Source organism: Paenibacillus sp. An7, assembly GCF_009870785.1.
Lineage (GTDB): Bacteria > Bacillota > Bacilli > Paenibacillales > Paenibacillaceae > Paenibacillus.
The window spans coordinates 16,665-39,623 of the sequence record NZ_WTWX01000021.1; the positions used below are offsets into that span (position 1 = coordinate 16,665).

General features: G+C 42.7%; 22 protein-coding genes and 1 other annotated feature. All 22 genes read left to right on the plus strand.

Annotated elements, in window-relative coordinates; genetic code table 11:
* Positions 1-46: 46 nt before the first annotated feature.
* The 22 genes from cysS to rplC all read left to right on the plus strand — a co-directional run bounded on the left by cysS (position 47) and on the right by rplC (position 22,934).
* On the plus strand, positions 47-1,444 hold the full coding sequence (gene cysS / locus GQY27_RS17700) for a cysteine--tRNA ligase (RefSeq protein WP_160036589.1): 1,398 nt from the start codon (positions 47-49) through the stop codon (positions 1,442-1,444).
* The gene (locus tag GQY27_RS17705) at positions 1,441-1,917 is read left to right on the plus strand and encodes a Mini-ribonuclease 3 (RefSeq protein ID WP_160036590.1); all 477 of its coding nucleotides are present in this window, start codon (positions 1,441-1,443) and stop codon (positions 1,915-1,917) included. Before cysS ends, GQY27_RS17705 begins: the two co-directional genes overlap by 4 nt.
* A 75-nt stretch (positions 1,918-1,992) precedes the next feature.
* Positions 1,993-2,733 (plus strand): 23S rRNA (guanosine(2251)-2'-O)-methyltransferase RlmB, encoded by a 741-nt coding sequence (rlmB, locus tag GQY27_RS17710; RefSeq protein WP_160036591.1) that lies wholly within the window; start codon positions 1,993-1,995, stop codon positions 2,731-2,733.
* Between the two features lie 13 nt (positions 2,734-2,746).
* Entirely contained in the window at positions 2,747-3,271 is a 525-nt protein-coding gene (locus GQY27_RS17715) for an NYN domain-containing protein (protein WP_160036592.1), read from the plus strand.
* Between the two features lie 171 nt (positions 3,272-3,442).
* The gene (gene sigH, locus GQY27_RS17720; protein WP_160036593.1) at positions 3,443-4,087 is read left to right on the plus strand and encodes an RNA polymerase sporulation sigma factor SigH; all 645 of its coding nucleotides are present in this window, start codon (positions 3,443-3,445) and stop codon (positions 4,085-4,087) included.
* Between the two features lie 415 nt (positions 4,088-4,502).
* A complete protein-coding gene (gene rpmG / locus GQY27_RS17725; protein WP_072735843.1) occupies positions 4,503-4,652 on the plus strand; it encodes a 50S ribosomal protein L33 in 150 nt (49 codons plus the stop codon).
* A 21-nt stretch (positions 4,653-4,673) separates the two neighbouring features.
* On the plus strand, positions 4,674-4,865 hold the full coding sequence (gene secE / locus GQY27_RS17730) for a preprotein translocase subunit SecE (RefSeq protein WP_160036594.1): 192 nt from the start codon (positions 4,674-4,676) through the stop codon (positions 4,863-4,865).
* Between the two features lie 22 nt (positions 4,866-4,887).
* Positions 4,888-5,421, plus strand: a complete 534-nt coding sequence (gene nusG, locus GQY27_RS17735) for a transcription termination/antitermination protein NusG (protein ID WP_160036595.1) — start codon at positions 4,888-4,890, stop codon at positions 5,419-5,421.
* Positions 5,422-5,494: 73 nt separating this feature from the next.
* Entirely contained in the window at positions 5,495-5,920 is a 426-nt protein-coding gene (gene rplK / locus GQY27_RS17740; RefSeq protein WP_160036596.1) for a 50S ribosomal protein L11, read from the plus strand.
* Positions 5,921-6,002: 82 nt separating this feature from the next.
* Positions 6,003-6,695, plus strand: a complete 693-nt coding sequence (gene rplA / locus GQY27_RS17745) for a 50S ribosomal protein L1 (RefSeq protein WP_160036597.1) — start codon at positions 6,003-6,005, stop codon at positions 6,693-6,695.
* Positions 6,696-6,767: 72 nt separating this feature from the next.
* Positions 6,768-6,918, plus strand: a sequence feature (ribosomal protein L10 leader region).
* 161 nt (positions 6,919-7,079) lie between these two features.
* Complete coding sequence (gene rplJ / locus GQY27_RS17750; RefSeq protein ID WP_160036640.1) at positions 7,080-7,583, plus strand: 50S ribosomal protein L10; 504 nt, start codon at positions 7,080-7,082, stop codon at positions 7,581-7,583.
* Positions 7,584-7,639: 56 nt separating this feature from the next.
* Entirely contained in the window at positions 7,640-8,005 is a 366-nt protein-coding gene (rplL, locus tag GQY27_RS17755) for a 50S ribosomal protein L7/L12 (RefSeq protein WP_160036598.1), read from the plus strand.
* Positions 8,006-8,162: 157 nt separating this feature from the next.
* On the plus strand, positions 8,163-8,762 hold the full coding sequence (locus GQY27_RS17760) for a class I SAM-dependent methyltransferase (protein WP_160036599.1): 600 nt from the start codon (positions 8,163-8,165) through the stop codon (positions 8,760-8,762).
* 410 nt (positions 8,763-9,172) lie between these two features.
* Positions 9,173-12,724: a DNA-directed RNA polymerase subunit beta gene (gene rpoB / locus GQY27_RS17765; protein WP_160036600.1), complete on the plus strand. Its 3,552-nt coding sequence runs from the start codon at positions 9,173-9,175 to the stop codon at positions 12,722-12,724.
* Between the two features lie 130 nt (positions 12,725-12,854).
* Positions 12,855-16,469: a DNA-directed RNA polymerase subunit beta' gene (gene rpoC / locus GQY27_RS17770; protein ID WP_160036601.1), complete on the plus strand. Its 3,615-nt coding sequence runs from the start codon at positions 12,855-12,857 to the stop codon at positions 16,467-16,469.
* A gap of 210 nt (positions 16,470-16,679) precedes the next feature.
* Complete coding sequence (locus GQY27_RS17775; RefSeq protein WP_160036602.1) at positions 16,680-16,931, plus strand: ribosomal L7Ae/L30e/S12e/Gadd45 family protein; 252 nt, start codon at positions 16,680-16,682, stop codon at positions 16,929-16,931.
* Between the two features lie 146 nt (positions 16,932-17,077).
* Positions 17,078-17,500, plus strand: coding sequence for a 30S ribosomal protein S12 (rpsL, locus tag GQY27_RS17780; RefSeq protein WP_160036603.1), 423 nt, complete (start codon positions 17,078-17,080; stop codon positions 17,498-17,500).
* Between the two features lie 105 nt (positions 17,501-17,605).
* The gene (rpsG, locus tag GQY27_RS17785) at positions 17,606-18,076 is read left to right on the plus strand and encodes a 30S ribosomal protein S7 (protein ID WP_047914093.1); all 471 of its coding nucleotides are present in this window, start codon (positions 17,606-17,608) and stop codon (positions 18,074-18,076) included.
* A gap of 47 nt (positions 18,077-18,123) precedes the next feature.
* A complete protein-coding gene (fusA, locus tag GQY27_RS17790; protein ID WP_160036604.1) occupies positions 18,124-20,202 on the plus strand; it encodes an elongation factor G in 2,079 nt (692 codons plus the stop codon).
* Positions 20,203-20,311: 109 nt separating this feature from the next.
* On the plus strand, positions 20,312-21,502 hold the full coding sequence (gene tuf / locus GQY27_RS17795) for an elongation factor Tu (RefSeq protein ID WP_160036605.1): 1,191 nt from the start codon (positions 20,312-20,314) through the stop codon (positions 21,500-21,502).
* Positions 21,503-21,963: 461 nt separating this feature from the next.
* Complete coding sequence (gene rpsJ / locus GQY27_RS17800; RefSeq protein ID WP_017692074.1) at positions 21,964-22,272, plus strand: 30S ribosomal protein S10; 309 nt, start codon at positions 21,964-21,966, stop codon at positions 22,270-22,272.
* Positions 22,273-22,310: 38 nt separating this feature from the next.
* On the plus strand, positions 22,311-22,934 hold the full coding sequence (rplC, locus tag GQY27_RS17805; protein ID WP_160036606.1) for a 50S ribosomal protein L3: 624 nt from the start codon (positions 22,311-22,313) through the stop codon (positions 22,932-22,934).
* Positions 22,935-22,959 lie beyond the last annotated feature (25 nt).

Consider the following 22,959-nt stretch of genomic DNA (forward strand, 5'->3'; position numbering starts at 1 on the left):
ACGTGGTACAATATAATGATGGAAAAGATCGAAAGGAATGTGACTGATGACGCTTCAAATATATAATACGCTCACAAGGCATAAAGATACTTTTGTTCCTCAGGAACCAGGAAAAGTGAAAATGTACGTCTGCGGACCAACCGTGTATGATTATATTCATATTGGTAATGCAAGACCGATGATTTTTTTCGACGTTGTTCGCAGTTACCTTGAAGTGATTGGTAATGATGTGAATTATGTCGTAAACTTCACTGACGTAGATGATAAATTGATTAAGAAAGCAGATCAGCTTGGCACAACGGTGCCGGAAGTAGCGGATCGTTTTATTCAAGCCTACTACGAAGATCTAGATGGTCTAGGGATCCCGAGAGCGACACATAATCCTCGTGTAACCGAGAACATGAATTTGATCATTGATTTTGTTAAGCAGCTTGAGGATGAAGGGGTCGCTTATGAAAAAGGCGGCGATGTGTATTACCGTACTCACAAATTCCCGGATTACGGTAAGTTGTCGAAACAGAATCTGGATGAACTGCAGTTTGGAATTCGAATTGGAGTCGATGAGCGCAAAGAACATCCGCAAGATTTTGTACTTTGGAAAGCAGCTAAGCCAGGAGAAATCTTCTGGGATAGTCCGTGGGGCAAAGGTCGTCCAGGCTGGCATATTGAATGCTCTGCAATGGCTCGTAACATCTTGGGGGATACACTGGATATTCACGGGGGAGGACAAGATTTGCAATTCCCGCATCATGAATGTGAAGTAGCACAATCGGAAGTGTTAACAGGAAAACCACTCGCAAATTACTGGATGCATAACGGTTTTATCCGTATTGATAACGAGAAAATGTCGAAATCACTCGGTAACGGTATTCTTGTAAAAGATTTGCGTGAGCAGTACAAAAAAGAAGCTATTCGATATTTCATGCTTTCGACACATTATCGGAATCCACTTAATTTCAGTGAAGATATTATGGAACAGGCCGAAAATAGTGTGGATCGGATCGCCAATGCGGTTAATAATATGAAGCACCGACTGAATACAGTTACAATTAACGAAGCGATTCCGCAAGATAGGGAGGCGAAAATCGCAGAAATTCGTGATCAATTTCACGAAAAAATGCAGGATGATTTTAATACACCAGATGCGATTACAGCTGTTTTCGAATGGGTAAATGAAGCGAATGTGATTCTTCAGGCAGAAGTAGTTAACCGCGCTGAACTTGAAGCAATGCTTGCGTTGTTTGACGAGATGAATGCGGTGCTTCGCGTGTATACCGAAGAGCAAGATGAACTTCATGCCGATGTAGAGAAGCTGATCCAAGAGCGTGCGGAAGCTCGTAAGGCAAAGGACTGGGCTCGTTCTGATGAGATTCGAGATGAACTGGCAGATATGGGTATTGTTATCGAAGATACACCACAAGGTGTAAGGTGGCGGCGCAAATGAGTGAGAACCAACTGCAGAATTATGATGATGGCCAAGGGGAGAAAGGGTGGTTATTTCCCTACCCTCCTTCCCGTAAGCCGGAACTTATTCCCCCGATTGCTCTTGCCTACATAGGAGATGCGATTTATGAGGTTGCTGTCAGACAATATTTGCTGTCAAAATCTAACCTCCGTCCCAATCATCTTCATCAAAATGCGACAAGTTTTGTATCTGCGAAAGCTCAAAGCAGGATTTTGTCATATATTGAGGAAGAATTGTTACCTGCGGAAGCAGATATTGTGAGGCAAGGCAGAAATGCCAAATCCAGTGTTCCGAAAAATGCAGATGTTTTGGAATATAGACACGCTACCGCTTTTGAATGTCTGATCGGGTATTTATACACGAGTGGATATCAAGAAAGACTCCGCGAACTTATTGTTCTTGGCATTCAGAGAATGGAGCAAGCCAAAAAAGAAGGAAAAGCACAAAAGTAATAATCGAATATAACGAAATATAGAGCTTCTAAACAGTCAAAGTATGGTGTGTTGAAGCTAGGAGGATATAGAGAAATGGAAGAAGAATGGATTGCCGGTAAGCACTCGGTTATTGAGGCGCTGCGTTCCGGAAGAACGATAAACAAAATATGGATTGCTGAGCAGGCACAAAAGCATCTTACCTTGCCGATCTATGCTGAGGCGAAAAAAGCAGGCGTGATTATTCAACAGGTAGACAAGCGTAAGTTAGAGCAAATGGTTCCTGGCATACAGCATCAAGGTGTTGTGGCACAGGCTGCTCCCTATGAATATGCACATGTGGAAGATCTACTCGCTGCTGCGCGAGATAAAGGGGAAGATCCTTTTCTTGTTTTGCTAGATGAAATTGAGGACCCACATAATCTCGGTTCTATTTTACGAACTGCGGACTGCACGGGAGCACATGGCGTTATTGTTCCGAAACGCCGCTCGGCTCAGGTAACTGCAACTGTATCTAAAACTTCTGCCGGTGCAGCTGAATATGTTCCTGTAGCAAGAGTAAGTAACTTGGCACAAACCATTGATGAGCTGAAAGAAGCCGGTGTATGGGTTGTAGGAACTGACTTGCAAGCGGAAGAGTCTGTTTTTGGAAACGGAGTATTCACGGGGCCTGTCGCTATCGTAATCGGCAATGAAGGAAAAGGTATGGGAAGGCTTATTCGTGAAAAATGTGATGTTCTTTTGAAGTTACCAATGGCTGGCCAGATCAACTCCCTGAATGCTTCTGTTGCCGCAGGCGTAGTGATGTATGAAGTGCTTAGATCTCGGAAGTCATAAGGACTAGCAGGAAATGAAGGATACCCGTGATGTGCTTCTCGTGGACGGTTATAACATGATAGGGGCTTGGAAAGAACTCTCTGCCCTTGCCCGAACCGATTTGCAGGATGCACGGGACAAGCTGTTGGTACGGCTGGCCGATTACCAGGGTTTTTCGGGGATAAGAGTGATCGTAATTTTTGATGCTTATAGAGTACCGGGTTTAGGTAAATCTTTTACAGAGAGTAAAGTGCAGGTGCATTTCACTAAAGAAAAAGAGACGGCTGACGAGTGTATTGAAAGACTTGTAGGGGAGCTTAGTTCGCGAAGGCGTCAGATCTATGTGGCTACAAGTGATATGGTGGAGCAGCATGTTATTTTTGGTCAAGGTGCGCTCCGTCTATCCGCTCGGGAGCTTTATATCGAGCTGGAACAGAATGATAAGGAACTTGGTAGAAAGATAAAAGATGATTACCAAAAAAAATCAACCAAAAACACAATAGACTCGAAATTGTCACCCGAAGTGCGGAGTATGTTCGAAAAATGGAGAAGAGATTGAGATCGAATCTACTATTTTGTACAACAATAGAATTATGAATCTCTTGACATTTATATCATTCTTTTCTTTTTTAGGCGAAGTGTGGTTGACGTTGGAAGGTATGTTCATATATACTTGGGCTATATTTTGATAGGTAACGGGGTCCTTGCGTTGCAGCCGGAGGGATTGTTAGTGAGTGTTGACCTCAAAGATATCATGTTGTCCAAGTTTGATTACCTAAGTGATGAGGATATTGTCCAAGCCGTTCATGACAACGACAGTGAGGCACTAGAATACTTGATCAACAAGTATCGTAATTTTGTACGAGCCAAAGCAAGATCTTACTTTTTAATTGGTGCTGATAGAGAAGATATCATTCAAGAAGGAATGATTGGGCTGTACAAAGCGATACGTGATTTCAGAGGGGACAAGCTGGCATCATTTAAAGCATTTGCTGAGTTATGTATAACGAGGCAGATCATTACGGCTATAAAAACAGCGACTCGCCAGAAGCATATACCACTGAATTCGTATATTTCTCTGGATAAACCGATCTATGATGAAGAATCTGATCGCACTTTGATGGATGTTATTTGTGGCACACAAGTAAGTGATCCAGAAGAACTTGTTATTAACCAGGAAGAATTTACTGGCTTAGAAGACAAAATGTCTGAGATTTTAAGTGACTTGGAACGCAAAGTGCTTATGTTATACCTAGACGGAAGATCTTATCAGGAAATTGCTGTGGATCTCAACCGTCATGTGAAATCGATTGATAATGCATTACAACGTGTAAAACGAAAACTTGAGAAATATCTAGAAGTAAGAGATAATTAGATTAACTCGTTTTCTGAAGAAGGACTCAGACTAGATCGAGTCTTTTTTTGTTGGAGAAGAGGAAGAGTGTTTAAAAAAAGCGGAATGATTCATACTGATAAACATTGACGTTTTCGATGGTACGCTCGATCGAAGCTGTCGAACATGAGATGATGAATGTATATCATTTTATTTCATTCATTTTTCTGTCCGATATGCTACAGGTGTCAAGAACAGCTTTCTGAGAAAAAGTTAGACTTGAAGTAACAAACTCTAGAAAAGGGTATTTTAGGCAGAGATTAAAGCCTATTCTTCGATTGACATGAATATACCCTTGTGATAAAGTGTTTTAGGTAGGCCTAAATTCGCGCTATATTTTTTAGGAACCAATTTAGAGACTCTGATAATGTTCGGATGTCTTCGGGAGGTGCACATCATGCGGGTAATTATTACTTTGGCTTGTACCAATTGCAAACAAAGAAATTACACAACGACTAAAAACAAGCGTAATCACCCCGACCGCATGGAGATGAAGAAATTTTGCAAGTTTTGTAACGAGCAGACTTCTCATCGCGAAACCAGATAGTTATTTGGAGGTGTAGTCGGCGTGAAACGTAGTTTCAAGTCTCTGTTTTCCTTTTTCTCAGAAAGCTGGGCAGAGCTCAAAAAGGTTCGCTGGCCTAATCGTAAAGAGTTAACTAACTACACCCTTATTGTTTTGGGGACGGTTATTGTTATTACGCTTTATTTTTGGGTGCTTGACATCGGTATTTCCGCTGTGATTGAAGCGATAATTTAAGAAGGGTCCCAGGTGGCTTGATATGGAAAAAAGATGGTATGTCGTTCATACCTATTCAGGGTATGAGAACAAAGTCAAAGCCAATTTGGAAAAACGCGTAGAGTCCATGGGCATGGAGGACAAAATATTCCGTGTTCTTGTTCCAATGGAAGAAGAAGTGGTAAATAAAGACGGTAAGACAAAAACTGTCATGCGTAAAATTTACCCCGGATATGTCCTTGTTGAGATGGTTCAAACTGATGATTCTTGGTATGTTGTTCGCAACACTCCGGGAGTTACTGGTTTTGTTGGATCAACAGGATCTGGTTCGAAGCCCACGCCACTATTGCCGGATGAAGTTGAACAGATTCTGAAGCATATGGGTGTTGTGGAGCCAAAACCGAAGATTGAATTCGATATTAAGGAATCCGTACGAATTAAAGTTGGTCCTTTTGCGAATTTTGTGGGCTCCGTGGAAGAAATATTGGCTGAGAAGAGTAAGTTGAAAGTTCACGTCAACATGTTTGGACGGGAAACCCCGCTTGAGCTAGATTATACTCAAGTGGAAAAATTATAGAGCGCAAGCTTCATGGTTTCTGTGGGAGGGCTACATGCTCGCTAACCACTATTGATGCAAGGAGGTGTCTTACATGGCTAAAAAGGTAATGAAAATGGTAAAACTGCAAATTCCTGCAGGTAAAGCAAACCCAGCACCACCAGTAGGTCCAGCATTGGGTCAAGCAGGTGTCAACATCATGGCATTCTGTAAAGAATTTAATGCTCGTACTGCTGATCAAGCAGGTTTGATTATTCCAGTTGAAATTACGGTGTTTGAAGATCGTTCTTTCACATTTATCACTAAAACTCCACCGGCAGCAGTATTGCTTAAAGTAGCTGCTAAACTTGAAAAAGGATCCGGTGAGCCGAACACGAAAAAAGTCGCGACTGTAAAACGTGACGCTGTTCGTCAAATTGCTGAGCAAAAAATGCCTGACCTAAACGCTGCGAACGTTGAGTCCGCAATGCGCATGGTAGAGGGTACTGCTCGCAGCATGGGTATCACCATCGAAGACTAATTATAAGTGTTCGTACACAGGCTGATTCGCAGCCTGTGTTGTGGGAGGTATATCCGCTAAAACCACAAAGGAGGAAAAAAACATGGCTAAACATGGTAAGAAGTATGTTGAAGCTGCTAAGCTGATTGACAGCGAAGCAAGCTACGAGCCTTTGGAAGCTGTAGAGCTTGTCAAAAAGGCAGCTACTGCTAAATTCGATGAAACAATCGAAGTTGCAGTACGTTTGGGCGTAGACCCTCGTAAACAAGACCAAGCCGTTCGTGGTGTTGTTGTCTTGCCGCATGGTACAGGTAAAACACAACGCGTATTGGTATTTGCAAAAGGTGAAAAAGCGAAAGAGGCGGAAGCAGCTGGAGCAGACTACGTTGGAGATCAAGATATGATCACAAAAATCCAACAAGGTTGGTTCGAGTTTGATGTCTGCGTAGCTACACCTGACATGATGAGTGAAGTAGGTAAATTGGGTCGTCTGCTCGGTGGTAAAGGTCTTATGCCTAACCCGAAAGCTGGTACGGTTACTTTTGATGTTACTAAAGCTGTTCAAGAAATTAAAGCTGGTAAAATCGAGTATCGTCTGGATCGTGCGGGACAAATTCATGCGCCAATCGGTAAAGCTTCTTTCACTGCTGAGCAGTTGAATGAAAACCTGAAAGCTTTGGTTGAAGCACTTAACCGTGCGAAACCAGCTGCTGCAAAAGGTGTTTACCTGAAAAACATCAGTATGTCCTCCACAATGGGACCTGGTGCGCGTGTGAACACAGCTTCTTTCAAATAATAAATTCCAGTTGACTTATGTCATCTGAATCTGTTATTCTGATAAAGTTGTTTAGTCCTTGTGACTGACCATTAAATTCGAATATGCTTACCGTAGACAGTAGGTGCTGTAGCAAGCTTAATTTCCTACCGAGGTGTGATGATAGAACGTATCATTTGAGTGTTTTGCTCAATATGACTTTATCAAGCCTTCGTGATTCTACGGAGGCTTTTCTTATGGATAAATGAATCGGGAATCGTATTGCTTCCTGGTTCATGAATCTTACGGAAAATCTTCCGCGAATAAGCGGTTTTTACAGCCCTAATCTTTCAATGATTGAGAAGGTGCTGGATGCAGGGCAGTCTTCTGGCTGATCTGCAAGAAATCTATCAGGAGGTGTACAATTTGGCAAACGCAAAAGTGATCCAAGCAAAACAAGAAGCGGTTGATGTAGTAACAGCTAAATTGCGCGAAAGTGCAACTACTGTTGTAGCTGACTACCGTGGTCTAAACGTTTCCCAAGTAACTGAGCTGCGTAAACAGCTTCGTGATGCGGGAATCGAATTCCAAGTACTGAAAAACACATTGCTTCGCCGTGCAACTGCGGCTGCTGAGCTGTCTGAACTTGATGAAGTTCTTACTGGCCCTACTGCAATTGCATTCAGTACTGATGATGTTGTTGCTCCAGCCAAAATTTTGAATGACTTCGCTAAGAAAAACGAAGCTTTGAAAATTAAAGGTGGGGTAGTTGAAGGTCGTGTAGTTAGTGTTGAAGAAGTTCAAGCACTTGCAGAGCTTCCTTCACGCGAAGGTCTTCTTTCTATGCTCCTCAGCGTGCTTCAAGCACCTGTACGCAACTTCGCCCTTGCGGTTAAAGCAGTTAGCGAAAAAGAAGAGCAAGGCGCTTAATTTTTTTGAATGAACAAGCAATATAAAATACTAATTAAAATAATGGAGGTTCAACCATGAGTAAAGAGCAAATCTTGGAAGCAATCAAAGGTATGACTGTATTGGAACTGAACGATCTTGTTAAAGCAATCGAAGAAGAATTTGGCGTAACTGCTGCAGCTCCTGTAGCTGTTATGGGTGGCGCTGCTGGCGGTGCTGAAGCTGCTGAGCAAACAGAATTTGATGTAATCCTTACATCTGCTGGTGCTTCCAAAATCAACGTAATCAAAGCAGTTCGCGAAATCACTGGTCTTGGCTTGAAAGAAGCTAAAGAAGTAGTAGACAACGCTCCTAAAGCTTTGAAAGAAAAAGTAAGCAAAGAAGAAGCTGAAACAGTTAAAGCTAAACTTGAAGAAGTTGGCGCTTCTGTTGAATTGAAATAGTCCATTTCACTATTTAAGTGAATAGGAAAATTAACATACAAACCCCTTGAAGCAATCAAGGGGTTTGTTGTTATGAAGGGGCATGATTGGTAATAATTGAAGATACTCGGTATCTTTTATTATGCTAATGTACTTTGTAGAGAAGGGGTTTTGTATCATGTCCGATCACTACTATTCCAGTAAGCCTGAAACTGCTCATGATCGGCAGATGCTTTCAGTAGATTTGAGAGGTTTTTCACTAAAACTGACAAGTGATGCTGGAGTTTTTTCGAAGAATGGTGTGGATTATGGTAGTCGGGTCCTGATAAATGCAATGGATTTGACAGGTGCCAAAGCAATTCTTGATGTTGGTTGTGGGTACGGTCCAATCGGTATTACGGCAGCAAAACTTGTTCCGGATGCGATTGTGACCATGCTTGATATTAATGAAAGAGCTGTTGAACTTGCCAGACACAATGCCATTCAAAATCAAGTGAATAGTAATACGGTGATTAAACAAAGCGATCGTCTTGAAGCGGTGCGGCATCAAATGTTTGATGTCATTCTGACGAATCCACCGATTCGAGCAGGTAAAGAGATCGTGCATTCTATTTTTGAACAGGCATATGAGCAGCTTAGAGTTGGAGGATCTCTGTGGATTGTGATACAGAAGAAACAGGGCGCGCCTTCAGCAAAAGAAAAGCTTTCTTCAATGTTCAAATATGTAGAGGAAGTTACCAAAGACAAAGGATATCGGATCTTCAGAGCGGAGAAATAACCAAGAGATGGCAAGTATATAATTGCAAAAAAATGCAATTAAACTATTGACTTGACAAATCAGTTATGGTATTCTTAGTGAATGTCAGTATTAAGATGCCCTACTTAGCTTTAGTTTGTGAAAATGTCAATCTTTTTTTCGCCTTTTTTGGCATATTTCTGTGCAGATCGGCGTATAATATGTACATTTTGGGCAAACTATATGTAAGTGGGTTTTTCTGGGATGAAGAGGACATCCACTAATCAAGTTGCTCTTTTATCGAAAAAAATTCGAATTAAGGGCTTTTCTTTATTTGTGGATATGCAGCTCTGTTAACAGATAATCTTGTTATGAGTTCCATTATAAGGTTACAAACAGAGGTTCGCAACGAAATTTTTAAAAGTGAGTAGACATTGAGGGGTGAGTTTAAGTTGGCAGGACATCTTGTTCAGTATGGTCGACGCACTCGGCGCAGTTATGCACGAATTAACGAGATACTCGAAATTCCGAACCTGATAGAAATCCAACAAAAATCTTACGAATGGTTTTTGGAGGAAGGTTTGCGCGAAATGTTCCAGGACATCTCGCCAATTCAGGATTTTACCGGTAATCTGGTATTGGAATTTATCGACTACAGTCTCGGTGAACCGAAATATACGGTAGACGACGCGAAGGAACGCGACGTTACTTATGCCGCACCACTTCGGGTTAAAGTCCGGCTCATTAATAAGGAAACGGGCGAAGTCAAAGAGCAGGAAGTATTCATGGGGGATTTCCCGCTGATGACGGAAACAGGCACGTTTATCATTAACGGTGCGGAACGGGTTATTGTCAGCCAGTTGGTTCGCTCCCCTAGCGTCTATTTCAGCACTAAAATAGATAAGAATGCAAAGAAATCATATACAGCAACAGTGATTCCGAACCGTGGTGCTTGGCTCGAACTCGAGATGGATGCGAAGGACATTATTTATGTTCGTATCGATCGTACTCGTAAAATCCCTGTTACCGTATTACTTAGATCTCTTGGATTCGGTACAGACGCAGAAATTTTGGAACTACTCGGCGATGACGAGTATATCCGGAATACGCTGGATAAAGACAATACGGATTCGACAGAGAAAGCGCTGATTGAAATTTATGAGCGTCTTCGTCCAGGCGAACCGCCAACATTGGATAATGCAAAAAGCTTGCTTGTAGCTCGCTTCTTTGATCCAAAACGTTATGACCTTGCTAACGTAGGTCGTTACAAAATGAATAAAAAGCTTCACATCAAAAACCGCTTGTTCAATCAGCGTCTAGCTGAGTCTTTGATTGATACTTCCACAGGGGAGATCATTGCAGAAGCAGGTCAAATTGTTGACCGCCGCTTGCTTGATGAGATTCTTCCATACCTTGAAAGTGAACACGGAGTTGGAACACGTACTTATCATGTAGCTAATGGTGTTCTTGATGCTAATGATATTCCTGTTCAAACGATTGATGTATTCTCACCAAATGAAGATGGAAAAGTTGTGAAGTTGATCGCAAACAGCAATGTTGATAAATCTGTGAAGAACATAACTCCAGCAGATATTATCTCTTCCATCAGTTATTTCTTGAACTTGCTGCAAGGCATCGGTGATACAGATGATATCGATCACTTGGGTAACCGTCGTCTGCGTTCTGTAGGTGAACTCTTACAGAATCAATTCCGTATTGGTCTTTCCCGTATGGAACGTGTAGTTCGTGAAAGAATGTCTATCCAAGATGCAAATGTAATTACACCGCAGGCACTCATTAATATTCGCCCTGTAATTGCATCCATTAAAGAATTCTTCGGTAGTTCTCAGTTGTCTCAATTTATGGATCAAACGAACCCGCTGGGTGAACTTACCCACAAACGTCGTTTGTCCGCACTCGGACCGGGTGGTTTGACTCGTGAGCGCGCTGGCTTTGAAGTGCGTGACGTTCATCCATCTCACTATGGCCGTATGTGTCCGATTGAAACTCCTGAGGGACCAAACATCGGTTTGATCAACTCCTTGTCTACGTTTGCTCGCGTTAATGAGTACGGCTTTATTGAGGCTCCTTATCGCTGGGTAGATCCTAAAACAGGCCGTGTTACTGATCAAGTGCGCTACGTTACAGCTGACGAGGAAGATAACTATGTTATCGCTCAGGCGAATGCGAAGCTGAATGATGATGGTTCATTTGCTGAGGATATGGTTGTTGTACGTTACAATAAACAGTCAGACAACATTACAACCATGCCTAATGATCGGGTTGACTATATGGACGTATCGCCTAAACAAGTAGTTTCCGTTGCAACGGCACTCATTCCGTTCCTTGAGAACGATGACTCCAACCGTGCACTCATGGGATCTAACATGCAGCGTCAGGCTGTTCCTCTTCTAATTCCTAAAGCACCGCTTGTAGGTACAGGAATGGAGCACAAGGCTGCAAAAGATTCTGGTGTATGTATTGTATCCAAACATGACGGGATTATTGAAAGATCTTCTGCCAATGAAATTTGGGTTCGTAAAATTGAAATGGTAGATGGTAAAGAAGTTAAAGGCGATCTTGTTAAACATAAATTACACAAATTTATGCGTTCGAACCAAGGAACATGCATTAACCAACGTCCAATTGCTAAAATTGGCGATCGCGTTAAGGTTGGCGACATTTTGGCAGATGGTCCATCTACTGAAATGGGTGAACTAGCACTTGGTCGTAACGTTGTCGTAGCCTTTATGACTTGGGAAGGTTACAACTATGAGGATGCGATCCTTCTTAGTGAGAAACTCGTTAAAGAAGATGTTTATACATCAATTCATATCGAGGAGTATGAGTCCGAAGCTCGTGACACGAAACTTGGACCAGAAGAGATCACACGCGACATTCCGAACGTCGGGGAAGAAGCGCTTCGTAATCTAGACGAACGTGGAATTATCCGTATCGGTGCCGAGATCGCTGCAGGCGATATCTTGGTAGGTAAAGTTACACCTAAAGGGGTAACTGAACTTACGGCGGAAGAACGTCTCCTTCATGCAATCTTTGGGGAGAAGGCTCGTGAAGTTCGTGATACATCTTTGAGAGTTCCTCATGGTACTGACGGAATTGTAGTCGATGTGAAGGTGTTTACTCGTGAGAATGGTGATGAACTCCCTCCAGGTGTGAATCAGCTCGTTCGTGTCTATATCGCGCAAAAACGGAAAATTTCCGAGGGCGATAAAATGGCAGGACGTCACGGTAACAAAGGGGTTGTGGCGCGTATTCTTCCAGAAGAAGATATGCCATTCCTTCCTGATGGAACACCAGTTCAAGTTGTTCTGAATCCACTGGGTGTACCATCCCGTATGAACATCGGTCAGGTTCTTGAAGTTCACTTGGGTATGGCTGCAATGCAACTAGGTATTCATGTTGCTACACCAGTATTTGATGGTGCAACGGAGTATGACGTATTTGATACGATGGAAGAAGCAGGAATGCAACGTAACGGTAAGACAGTTCTGTATGATGGACGTACGGGTGATCGCTTCGAGCGTGAAGTTACCGTTGGTGTCATGCATATGATCAAACTTGCCCACATGGTTGACGATAAAATCCATGCTCGTTCTACAGGTCCTTACTCACTTGTTACGCAACAGCCGCTGGGTGGTAAAGCTCAGTTTGGTGGACAACGTTTCGGAGAGATGGAGGTATGGGCGCTTGAAGCATACGGTGCTGCCTACACGCTTCAAGAAATCCTTACTGTAAAATCAGATGATGTGGTTGGTCGTGTGAAAACTTACGAATCCATCGTTAAAGGTGAGAATGTACCAGAACCAGGTATTCCAGAATCCTTTAAAGTTCTTATTAAAGAGCTTCAAAGTCTTGGTATGGACGTTAAGATGCTCACTAAAGATGAAGAAGAAATTGATTTGAAAGAATCAGATGATGATGACGATGCTGCTAGCGATAAACTGAGCCTCAATCTTGAAGGTTCAGAAGTAGGCGCAGAGTAATTTATTAAAGTCATTGTCATTTGTCTCAATACCGGAATTTTCATCAGGCTCTACTCCCCTTTGGCAGTCATCGCGATGGCTAGAGGGGAAAGAACCTAGAATTTAGGACTTGGTTAAGGAGGGTTGCTCCTTGTTGGACGTAAACAATTTCGAATATATGAAAATCGGGCTTGCATCGCCGGAAAAAATTCGCTCTTGGTCCCGCGGAGAAGTGAAAAAGCCGGAGACGATTAACTATCGTACGTTGAAGCCGGAAAAAGAAGGTCTGTTCTGCGAGAAAATTTTTGGTCCTACAAAGGACTGGGAATGTCACTGTGGTAAATACAAACGTGTACGTTATAAAGGCGTAGTTTGTGACCGTTGTGGTGTTGAAGTAACTCGCGCTAAAGTGCGTCGCGAACGCATGGGGCATATTGAACTGGCAGCTCCGGTTTCACATATCTGGTATTTCAAAGGCATTCCGAGCCGCATGGGTCTGGCTCTAGATATGTCTCCGAGATCTTTGGAAGAGATCATCTATTTTGCATCATATGTTGTTACTGATCCAGGTGAAACTCCACTGGAAAGAAAACAACTTTTGTCCGAAAAAGAATATCGTAGCTACCGTGAAAAATACGGTTACGGATTCCATGCAGGCATGGGTGCAGAAGCAGTTAAAAAACTACTTCAAGATCTTGATATTGAAAAAGAACTTGAATTCTTGAAGGAAGAGCTTCGTACTGCTCAAGGACAACGTCGTAATCGTGCGATTAAACGCCTTGAAGTAATTGAAGCTTTCCGTAATTCTGGCAATAAGCCAGACTGGATGATCATGGATGTACTTCCGGTCATTCCTCCTGAGCTTCGTCCAATGGTTCAGCTCGATGGTGGACGTTTTGCAACGTCAGACTTGAATGATCTGTACCGTCGTGTTATTAACCGTAATAACCGTTTGAAACGCCTTTTGGATCTTGGTGCTCCTGATATTATCGTTCAAAACGAAAAACGGATGCTTCAAGAAGCAGTGGATGCTCTTATCGATAATGGCCGTCGTGGTCGTCCGGTAACAGGTCCTGGTAACCGCCCTTTGAAATCTCTCAGCCATATGCTAAAAGGTAAACAAGGTCGTTTCCGTCAGAACTTGCTCGGTAAACGTGTTGACTATTCTGGTCGTTCCGTTATCGTTGTAGGTCCTTACCTGAAAATGTATCAATGTGGTCTTCCAAAAGATATGGCACTTGAATTGTTTAAACCTTTTGTTATGAAAGAACTCGTGAACAAAGGTCTTGCTCACAATATCAAGAGTGCAAAACGTAAAGTTGAGCGCGTAAGTCCGGAAGTATGGGACGTTCTTGAAGAAGTAATTAAAGAACATCCAGTATTACTTAACCGTGCACCGACTCTTCACAGACTTGGTATTCAAGCATTCGAACCAATTCTTGTAGAAGGTAAAGCTATTCGTTTGCATCCGCTCGTATGTACGGCCTATAACGCCGACTTTGACGGTGACCAAATGGCAGTTCACGTACCTTTGTCAGCTGAAGCGCAAGCTGAAGCACGTCTTTTGATGCTTGCAGCAGGTAACATCTTGAACCCTAAAGATGGTAAGCCGGTTGTAACTCCATCTCAGGATATGGTCCTGGGCTCTTTCTATCTGACTATGGATAATAAAGAGGAAAAAGGAACAGGTATGATTCTGCGTACGGTTAACGAAGCAGTATCTGCTTACCAACGTGGATCCGCTGGTCTTCATGCTCGTGTTGCTATTCCAGTTAAAGCTCTGAATAAAACAAGTTTTACAGAAAAACAACAAGAAGCAATGATGATTACAACGATCGGTAAGATTATCTTTAACGAGATTTTCCCTAGCAGTTTCCCTTATATTAATGATGCAACTCGTGCAAACCTTATCCAAGGTACACCTGAGTTTTCATTTGTATATGAGAAAGGTGCTAACTTGCAGGAAGCAATCATGAATGCACCTCAAACCAATGGTGTTGGTAAAGAGTATCTTGGTCACATCATTGCACGTTGTTTTGAGGTTTATCATACAACAAGAACATCTGTTATTTTGGATAAAATCAAGCAACTTGGTTTCACATACTCGACTCGTGCAGGGGTTACTGTTGGTGTATCTGACGTTATCATTCCTGAAGAGAAGTATGAGATTCTTCGTGTATCTGATGAGAAAGTTGCTGTCGTTACGAATCAGTATCGTCGCGGACTTATCACAAACGAAGAACGTTATGACCGCGTAATTGATATCTGGTCCAAAGCAAAAGATGAAATTACTGATATCCTTATGAAATCCATGGATCGCTTTAACTCCATTATGCTTATGGTGGACTCTAAAGCCCGTGGTAACAAATCACAGATCACTCAGCTGGGCGGTATGCGTGGACTGATGGCCAACCCATCTGGACGTATTATCGAGCTCCCAATCAAATCGAACTTCCGTGAAGGTCTGACAGTACTCGAGTACTTCTTGTCCACTCACGGTGCGCGTAAAGGTCTTGCCGATACAGCGCTTCGTACGGCTGACTCCGGTTACCTGACTCGTCGTCTGGTAGACGTAGCGCAAGATGTTATTGTTCGAGAAGATGACTGTGGAACGGACAAAGGATTTACGGTTAGCCGTATTCAAGATGGTAAAGAGGTTATCGAGGATCTATACGATCGTATCGAAGGCCGTTACTGTTTCCAAACCGTTCGTCACCCAGAAACGGGAGAAGTTATCGCTAATCGTAATGAGCTAATTGATTCGGATAAAGCGGAAGCGATTGTCGCTGCCGGTGTTCAAAAGTTGCAGATTCGTTCTGTGCTTAGTTGTCGTGCACGTCATGGCGTCTGCAAGAAATGTTACGGACGTAACCTGGCAACAGGTAAACATGTAGAGATTGGTGAAGCAGTTGGTATTATCGCTGCTCAATCCATCGGTGAACCAGGAACACAGCTTACAATGCGTACGTTCCATACCGGTGGTGTTGCTGGAGACGATATTACACAAGGTCTTCCGCGTATCCAAGAGCTCTTTGAGGCGCGTAATCCTAAAGGTCAAGCAACAATCAGTGAAATTGATGGTGTTGTTAAAGAAATCCGTGAAGCAAAAGACCGCCGTGAAATTGAAATCCAAGGGGAAGCAGAAACGAAAGTATATGCTGTTACCTACGGATCCCGCCTGCGCGTAAGTGAAGGTATGGAAATTGAAGCAGGCGACGAGCTTACAGACGGTTCTATTGACCCGAAAGAAATGCTTCGAATCAAAGGTGTTCGTGGAGTTCAAAACTATATCTTGCAAGAAGTACAACGCGTATATCGTAACCAAGGTGTAGAAATTAACGACAAACACGTTGAAGTTATGATTCGTCAAATGCTTCGCAAGATCCGTATTGTGGATGCAGGAGATACAACGTTGCTTCCTGGATCTTTCGTGGACACTCATGAATACGAAGCAGCAAATAAAGATGCGATTCTTAGTGACAAGGAACCTGCTGTGGCTAAACCAGTGCTTCTTGGTATTACCAAAGCGTCCCTTGAAACGGATTCATTCTTGTCTGCAGCTTCCTTCCAAGAGACGACACGTGTCTTAACTGATGCTGCTATCAAAGGTAAAGTCGACCAACTTCTTGGTTTGAAAGAGAATGTAATTCTTGGTAAGTTGATTCCGGCTGGTACTGGTATGAATCGTTACCGCAGTGTGAAATTGTCACAACCGGAAGATGGCGAAACGAACCTAGAAGCTCTTGAAACAGTTTCAGTAGACTAGTAACACTACTTTGGAGTCTGTACAGGACACCAAATTCGGCTTGTCCGTACCAATTGTATATTCAGAGGAGATCAGTATCTCCTCTGAATATAACAATTCCAATGCTTAGAATTTATATGAATCTCTTGACAACGAATGTCCCTAGGTGCTAATATAGCAAAGGTGCATGAGTAGTCACATGTTATCATGTCTTTTCGGAGGTATTGATAAATGTCGAACGACAACTTTTTGCAGGATGCTCATGTCAAGATCGGTACCAAGCAGACCATGAAGATGGTTGAGTCAGGAATTGCTGCTGAGGTTTATGTGGCGCAAGATGCTGATATGCGGATTACTTCGAAGATCCAGGCTTTATGTGAGAAACACCAAGTGAAACTAACTCTAGTTGACACGATGGAACATCTCGGTAAGGCATGTGGAATTGAAGTAGGAGCGGCGATGGTAGCCGTTGTGAAACAATAGGTTATAGAAGATGTTTTTGTCTGGATGCTCAAGCTTCCTAATACGGCAAAAACTTTTCATTTGTTCTTTTATGAACCGCCTGGGTCTGTGGACTTAAAAAGTGAGGTTTATAAATAGAATGACGAATCTGGGAAGGGGGTGGCAACATGCCAACAATTAATCAGCTAGTTCGTAAAGGACGTCAAGCTAAAGTCTACAAGTCTAAATCACCAGCGTTGCAAAAAGGCTACAATGCCCTTAAACGTGAATCCACTAACATTAGTGCTCCACAAAAACGTGGTGTTTGTACTCGTGTAGGTACAATGACTCCTCGTAAACCAAACTCAGCGCTCCGTAAATATGCCCGTGTTCGTTTGACGAACCGTCTCGAGGTAACAGCTTATATCCCGGGTATCGGTCATAACTTACAAGAGCACAGTGTTGTATTGCTTCGCGGAGGTAAAGTAAAGGACCTTGCAGGGGTTCGTTACCATATCGTTCGTGGTGCTTTGGATACAGCAGGTGTAGCTAACCGGATGCAAGCTCGTTCTAAATACGGTGCGAAACGCCCTAAAGCTAAAAAAGCATAAGGTTAGTTTCTAATCTTAATGTGTCAGTAAACCGATAGCATGACGCTTCGGTCGCAGAACAACAACAACAACAACAGTATAAACATTTAAGAAAGGGGGATATCTATGCCACGCAAAGGTCCTGTTACCAAAAGAGACGTGTTGCCTGATCCGGTTTACAACAGCAAACTTGTAACTCGTTTGATCAACCGCATCATGCTTGATGGAAAACGTGGTGTTGCTCAAAGCATCTTGTACAATGCGTTCAACTTGATTCAAGAACGTACTGGTAAAGATCCTATGGAAGTCTTTGAAGCAGCTATCAAAAATATTATGCCGGTTCTGGAAGTTAAAGCTCGCCGTGTTGGTGGTGCTAACTATCAAGTACCTATCGAGGTTAAACCGGAAAGACGTACTTCCCTTGGTTTACGTTGGCTTGTAAACTACTCCCGTAGCCGCGGTGAGAAAACAATGGAAGAGCGTTTGGCAGCTGAGATTATCGACGCTTCCAACAACACTGGTGCTTCCGTTAAAAAACGTGAAGACACACACAAAATGGCTGAAGCAAATAAAGCATTTGCTCACTACCGTTGGTAGGATTTCAGTCTTAAAAATATACTTCATTTTGAAGGGAGACCTAAGTCATGGCTACTAGAGAGTTCTCCTTGCAAAATACACGTAATATCGGGATCATGGCGCATATTGACGCTGGTAAGACAACTACCACTGAACGGATTTTGTTCTACACAGGACGTACACACAAGATTGGTGAAACCCATGAGGGTTCCGCTACTATGGACTGGATGGAACAAGAACAGGAGCGCGGTATCACGATTACTTCCGCTGCGACGACTGCTCAATGGAAAGGTCACCGCGTTAATATCATTGATACCCCGGGACACGTTGACTTCACAGTAGAAGTTGAACGTTCCCTTCGTGTATTGGACGGAGCAGTAGGTGTTTTCAGTGCGAAAGAAGGCGTAGAGCCTCAGTCTGAAACTGTATGGAGACAGGCTGATCGTTACGGCGTACCTCGTATCGCATATGTAAACAAAATGGATATCATTGGCGCAGACTATCTTAACGTTGTTAAAGATATGCGCGAGCGTCTTCAAGCTAATGCTGTTGCAATTCAACTTCCTATCGGAGCTGAAAATGATTTTGTTGGTATTATTGACATTATCGAGCAAAGAGCATTTATCTTTAAAGACGATCTAGGTAAAGAAGTTGAAGAAACTGATGTGCCAGCAGAATTTGCTGACCAAGTTGAAGAACTTCGTATGGAACTGATTGAGAAAGTTGCAGAACTTGATGAAGATTTGACTATGAAATACCTTGAGGGTGAAGAAATCACTGTTTCAGAGATTAAAGCTGCTCTTCGTAAAGGTGTAGTAGAAGTTAAAATCTTCCCAGTTATCTGCGGTTCTTCTTATCGTAACAAAGGTGTTCAACTTATGTTGGATGCTGTTCTTGATTACCTGCCATCTCCTGTTGATGTTCCTGCGATCACAGGTCACTTGGAAGATGGAACAGAAGCGGTTCGTAATTCTTCTGACGAAGAAGCTTTCTCAGCTCTTGCGTTTAAAATTATGACAGACCCTTATGTTGGTAAACTTACTTTCTTCCGCGTATACTCTGGTGTACTTCAATCCGGTTCTTACGTATTGAATGCAACAAAAGGGAAACGTGAACGTATCGGACGTATTCTTCAAATGCACGCTAACAGCCGTCAAGAAATCACTGAAGTATTCTCCGGTGATATTGCGTCTGCTGTAGGTTTGAAAGATACTAGTACAGGTGATACACTATGTGATGAGAAGAACCCGATTATCTTGGAGTCTATGAACTTCCCAGATCCGGTTATTCAAATCGCGGTTGAACCAAAAACTAAAGCTGACCAAGATAAAATGGCTGTTGCTCTAGGTAAGTTGACTGAAGAGGATCCAACTCTTCGTGCACATACTGATGAAGAAACTGGTCAAACGATCTTGGCTGGTATGGGTGAACTTCACCTTGATATCATCATTGACCGTATGCGTCGTGAGTTCAAAGTGGATACTAACATTGGTCAACCACAAGTTGCTTACCGTGAAACATTCCGTCAACCAGCGCGTGTTGAAGGTAAATTTGTACGTCAGTCCGGTGGCCGCGGTCAATATGGACACGTATGGGTTGAATTCGAACCGCTCGAAGCGGGTAGCGGTAACCAATTTGATAGTAAAATTGTCGGTGGATCTGTACCTCGTGAGTACATTGGACCTGCACAACAAGGTATTGAAGAAGCTATGAAAAACGGTGTCCTTGCAGGATTCCCGCTTGTAGACGTTAAAGCTACAATCGTAGATGGTTCATACCATGATGTCGATTCCAATGAAATGGCATTTAAAATTGCCGGATCCATGGCACTTAAAGCAGCTAAAGACAAGTGTAAGGCTGTCCTGCTTGAGCCAATCATGAAAGTTGAAGTTACCGTTCCAGAGGAATACATGGGCGATGTAATGGGTATGCTGAACTCCCGTCGTGGTAGAATCGAAGGTATGGATTCTCGCGGTGGTACGCAAATCATTCGTGCTAAGGTACCTCTCTCTGAAATGTTCGGTTACTCCACTACTCTCCGTTCTGGTACACAAGGTCGCGGTGTGTTCTCTATGGAACTCTCTCACTATGAAGAAGTTCCTAGAACAATTTCCGAAGAAATTGTTGCTAAAACTAAGGGAGAATAATTTTTACTAACTGATGTGTGAAAGCACCAAAGATTAATGTTAATCAAATGGTGCTTATCCACACAGTGCCAACATATAAAACTATCCATTCTAAGGAGGCCACGTTCAAATGGCAAAGGCTAAGTTCGAACGTACTAAACCACACGTTAACATTGGTACTATCGGTCACGTTGACCATGGTAAAACTACATTGACTGCTGCAATCACTACTGTATTGGGTAAAACTTACGGTGGCGCAGCGATCGCTTTCGATCAAATCGATAAAGCTCCAGAAGAGCGCGAACGCGGTATCACAATCTCTACTTCACACGTTGAATATGAAACTGATGCTCGTCACTATGCACACGTTGACTGCCCAGGTCACGCTGACTATGTTAAAAACATGATCACTGGTGCTGCACAAATGGACGGAGCTATCCTGGTTGTATCCGCAGCTGACGGCCCTATGCCGCAAACTCGTGAGCACATCCTTCTGTCCCGCCAAGTAGGCGTACCTTACATCGTTGTATTCTTAAACAAATGCGACATGGTTGAAGACGAAGAGCTTCTTGAACTCGTTGAAATGGAAGTTCGCGACCTTCTTAGCGAATACGACTTCCCAGGTGATGACACTCCAATCACTCGTGGATCTGCTCGTGAAGCACTTCAAAACCCAGAAGGTGAATGGGCTCAAAAAATCGTTGAGATGTTTAAAGAAATCGATACCTACATCCCAGATCCAGAGCGCGACACTGACAAACCTTTCTTGATGCCTGTTGAGGATGTATTCTCCATCACTGGTCGTGGTACTGTTGCTACAGGTCGTGTAGAGCGTGGTACTATCAAAGTCGGCGAAGAAATCGAAATCGTAGGTATTCACGAAGAAACTAAAAAATCCGTTGTAACGGGCGTTGAAATGTTCCGTAAACTTCTGGATTCCGCTCAAGCTGGTGACAACATCGGAGCATTGCTTCGTGGTGTAGACCGCTCCCAAATCGAGCGTGGACAAGTTCTTTCCAAACCAGGTTCCGTTAATCCTCATACTGAGTTTACTGCTCAAGTATACGTTTTGACTAAAGAAGAAGGCGGACGTCACAAACCTTTCTTCACTGGATACCGTCCACAGTTCTACTTCCGTACAACTGACGTAACTGGTATCATCAACCTTCCAGAAGGTACTGAAATGGTTATGCCTGGTGACAACATCGAAGTTACAGTACAACTGATCTCTCCAATCGCTATTGAAGAGGGTACTCGCTTCGCGATCCGTGAAGGCGGACGTACTGTTGGCGCTGGTGCAGTAGCATCCATCCAAAAATAATTTGACTCCTAAGTCAAATTAAATATAGAGCAACATTGTATTGGAACGAGTAACATTGTATTGGACAGCAAAAAAGGATCCTGCCAACTCTGGCTGGGTCCTTTTTTCATTTTTTTCCTTTTGCTTTTTTTATAATTTAATATATAATAGGTAAAGTTGTGATTCGGGGACAACAGATTAAGAAAACAAAACATCTCTATTTCTATAGTAGGCTGCAATATTAATATGTATTAAGCCAAATGAGATGTAGAGTATTACAAGAATGATTGATTTTAGAATCTTTCATTTAAATGCTTGCATTATGTTTATGTTTTCGATATAATAATAAATGTTGTTCTGTGACGTTGCGATGATGTGAGAGGTTACTGACACACCCGGCCCCTTTGCCATGGGAGAGTGGGTTAGAAAATTTTCACGGAGTATGTCCGATATTAAATTGGGCGATAAAAGGAGGGACTAAAATGGCAAAGCAAAAAATTCGTATTCGTTTGAAAGCTTACGACCACAGGATTCTTGATCAATCCGCTGAGAAAATTGTAGAAACGGCAAAACGTTCGGGTGCAGGTGTATCCGGTCCGATTCCGCTTCCAACTGAAAAACAAATCATTACTATTCTTCGTGCGGTACACAAGTACAAGGATTCTCGTGAACAATTCGAACAACGTACTCATAAACGTTTGATCGATATTGTGAACCCAACTCCACAAACTGTGGATGCCTTGATGCGCTTGGATCTACCGTCCGGTGTAGATATCGAAATTAAATTGTAATATCAAACTTGTATTAATGAAGGAAAAGAGGTGTCAACATGAAAGGTATCTTAGGTAAAAAACTAGGCATGACGCAAGTATTTACACCAGAAGGTAACGTGATTCCTGTAACGGTTATCGAAGCAGGCCCATCTGTTGTCTTGCAAAAGAAAGACCTGGAAAACGACGGCTACGAAGCTGTACAACTAGGTTATGCCGATAAGAAAGAAAAAAATGCTAACAAACCTGAAACAGGACATGCGAAAAAAGCTAATACAGCTCCTAAGCGCTACGTTCGCGAACTCCGCGGTGTTGATCTTGCGGGATTCGAGGTTGGCCAAGAAATTAAAGCAGACATCTTCGCAGAAGGCGAATTTGTTGACGTAACTGGTATTTCTAAAGGTAAAGGTTTTGCCGGTGTTATCAAACGTTGGGGACAAAGAACAGGCCCAATGTCTCACGGTTCCCGTTACCACAGAGGACCAGGTTCCATGGGTTCCATTCAAGCGAACCGTGTACCTAAAGGTAAACACCTTCCAGGACACATGGGACACGAAACAATTACAATTCAACGTCTTGAAGTAATTAAAGTAGACGCTGAACGTAATGTATTGCTTGTTAAAGGTTCTATTCCTGGACCGAAAAACAGCTTCGTTAAAATTAAAGAATCGGTGAAGAAATAATCACCTAAGGAAAGGAGGAACACAA

Excerpts from the sequence above, each read along its gene's own strand:
- cysS (WP_160036589.1), top strand. The coding sequence starts at position 47 with ATGACGCTTCAAATATATAATACGCTCACAAGGCATAAAGATACTTTT.
- GQY27_RS17705 (WP_160036590.1), top strand. The coding sequence starts at position 1,441 with ATGAGTGAGAACCAACTGCAGAATTATGATGATGGCCAAGGGGAGAAA.
- rlmB (WP_160036591.1), top strand. The coding sequence starts at position 1,993 with ATGGAAGAAGAATGGATTGCCGGTAAGCACTCGGTTATTGAGGCGCTG.
- GQY27_RS17715 (WP_160036592.1), top strand. The coding sequence starts at position 2,747 with ATGAAGGATACCCGTGATGTGCTTCTCGTGGACGGTTATAACATGATA.
- rpmG (WP_072735843.1), top strand. The coding sequence starts at position 4,503 with ATGCGGGTAATTATTACTTTGGCTTGTACCAATTGCAAACAAAGAAAT.
- nusG (WP_160036595.1), top strand. The coding sequence starts at position 4,888 with ATGGAAAAAAGATGGTATGTCGTTCATACCTATTCAGGGTATGAGAAC.
- rplK (WP_160036596.1), top strand. The coding sequence starts at position 5,495 with ATGGCTAAAAAGGTAATGAAAATGGTAAAACTGCAAATTCCTGCAGGT.
- rplA (WP_160036597.1), top strand. The coding sequence starts at position 6,003 with ATGGCTAAACATGGTAAGAAGTATGTTGAAGCTGCTAAGCTGATTGAC.
- rplL (WP_160036598.1), top strand. The coding sequence starts at position 7,640 with ATGAGTAAAGAGCAAATCTTGGAAGCAATCAAAGGTATGACTGTATTG.
- GQY27_RS17760 (WP_160036599.1), top strand. The coding sequence starts at position 8,163 with ATGTCCGATCACTACTATTCCAGTAAGCCTGAAACTGCTCATGATCGG.
- GQY27_RS17775 (WP_160036602.1), top strand. The coding sequence starts at position 16,680 with ATGTCGAACGACAACTTTTTGCAGGATGCTCATGTCAAGATCGGTACC.
- rpsL (WP_160036603.1), top strand. The coding sequence starts at position 17,078 with ATGCCAACAATTAATCAGCTAGTTCGTAAAGGACGTCAAGCTAAAGTC.
- rpsG (WP_047914093.1), top strand. The coding sequence starts at position 17,606 with ATGCCACGCAAAGGTCCTGTTACCAAAAGAGACGTGTTGCCTGATCCG.
- fusA (WP_160036604.1), top strand. The coding sequence starts at position 18,124 with ATGGCTACTAGAGAGTTCTCCTTGCAAAATACACGTAATATCGGGATC.
- tuf (WP_160036605.1), top strand. The coding sequence starts at position 20,312 with ATGGCAAAGGCTAAGTTCGAACGTACTAAACCACACGTTAACATTGGT.
- rpsJ (WP_017692074.1), top strand. The coding sequence starts at position 21,964 with ATGGCAAAGCAAAAAATTCGTATTCGTTTGAAAGCTTACGACCACAGG.
- rplC (WP_160036606.1), top strand. The coding sequence starts at position 22,311 with ATGAAAGGTATCTTAGGTAAAAAACTAGGCATGACGCAAGTATTTACA.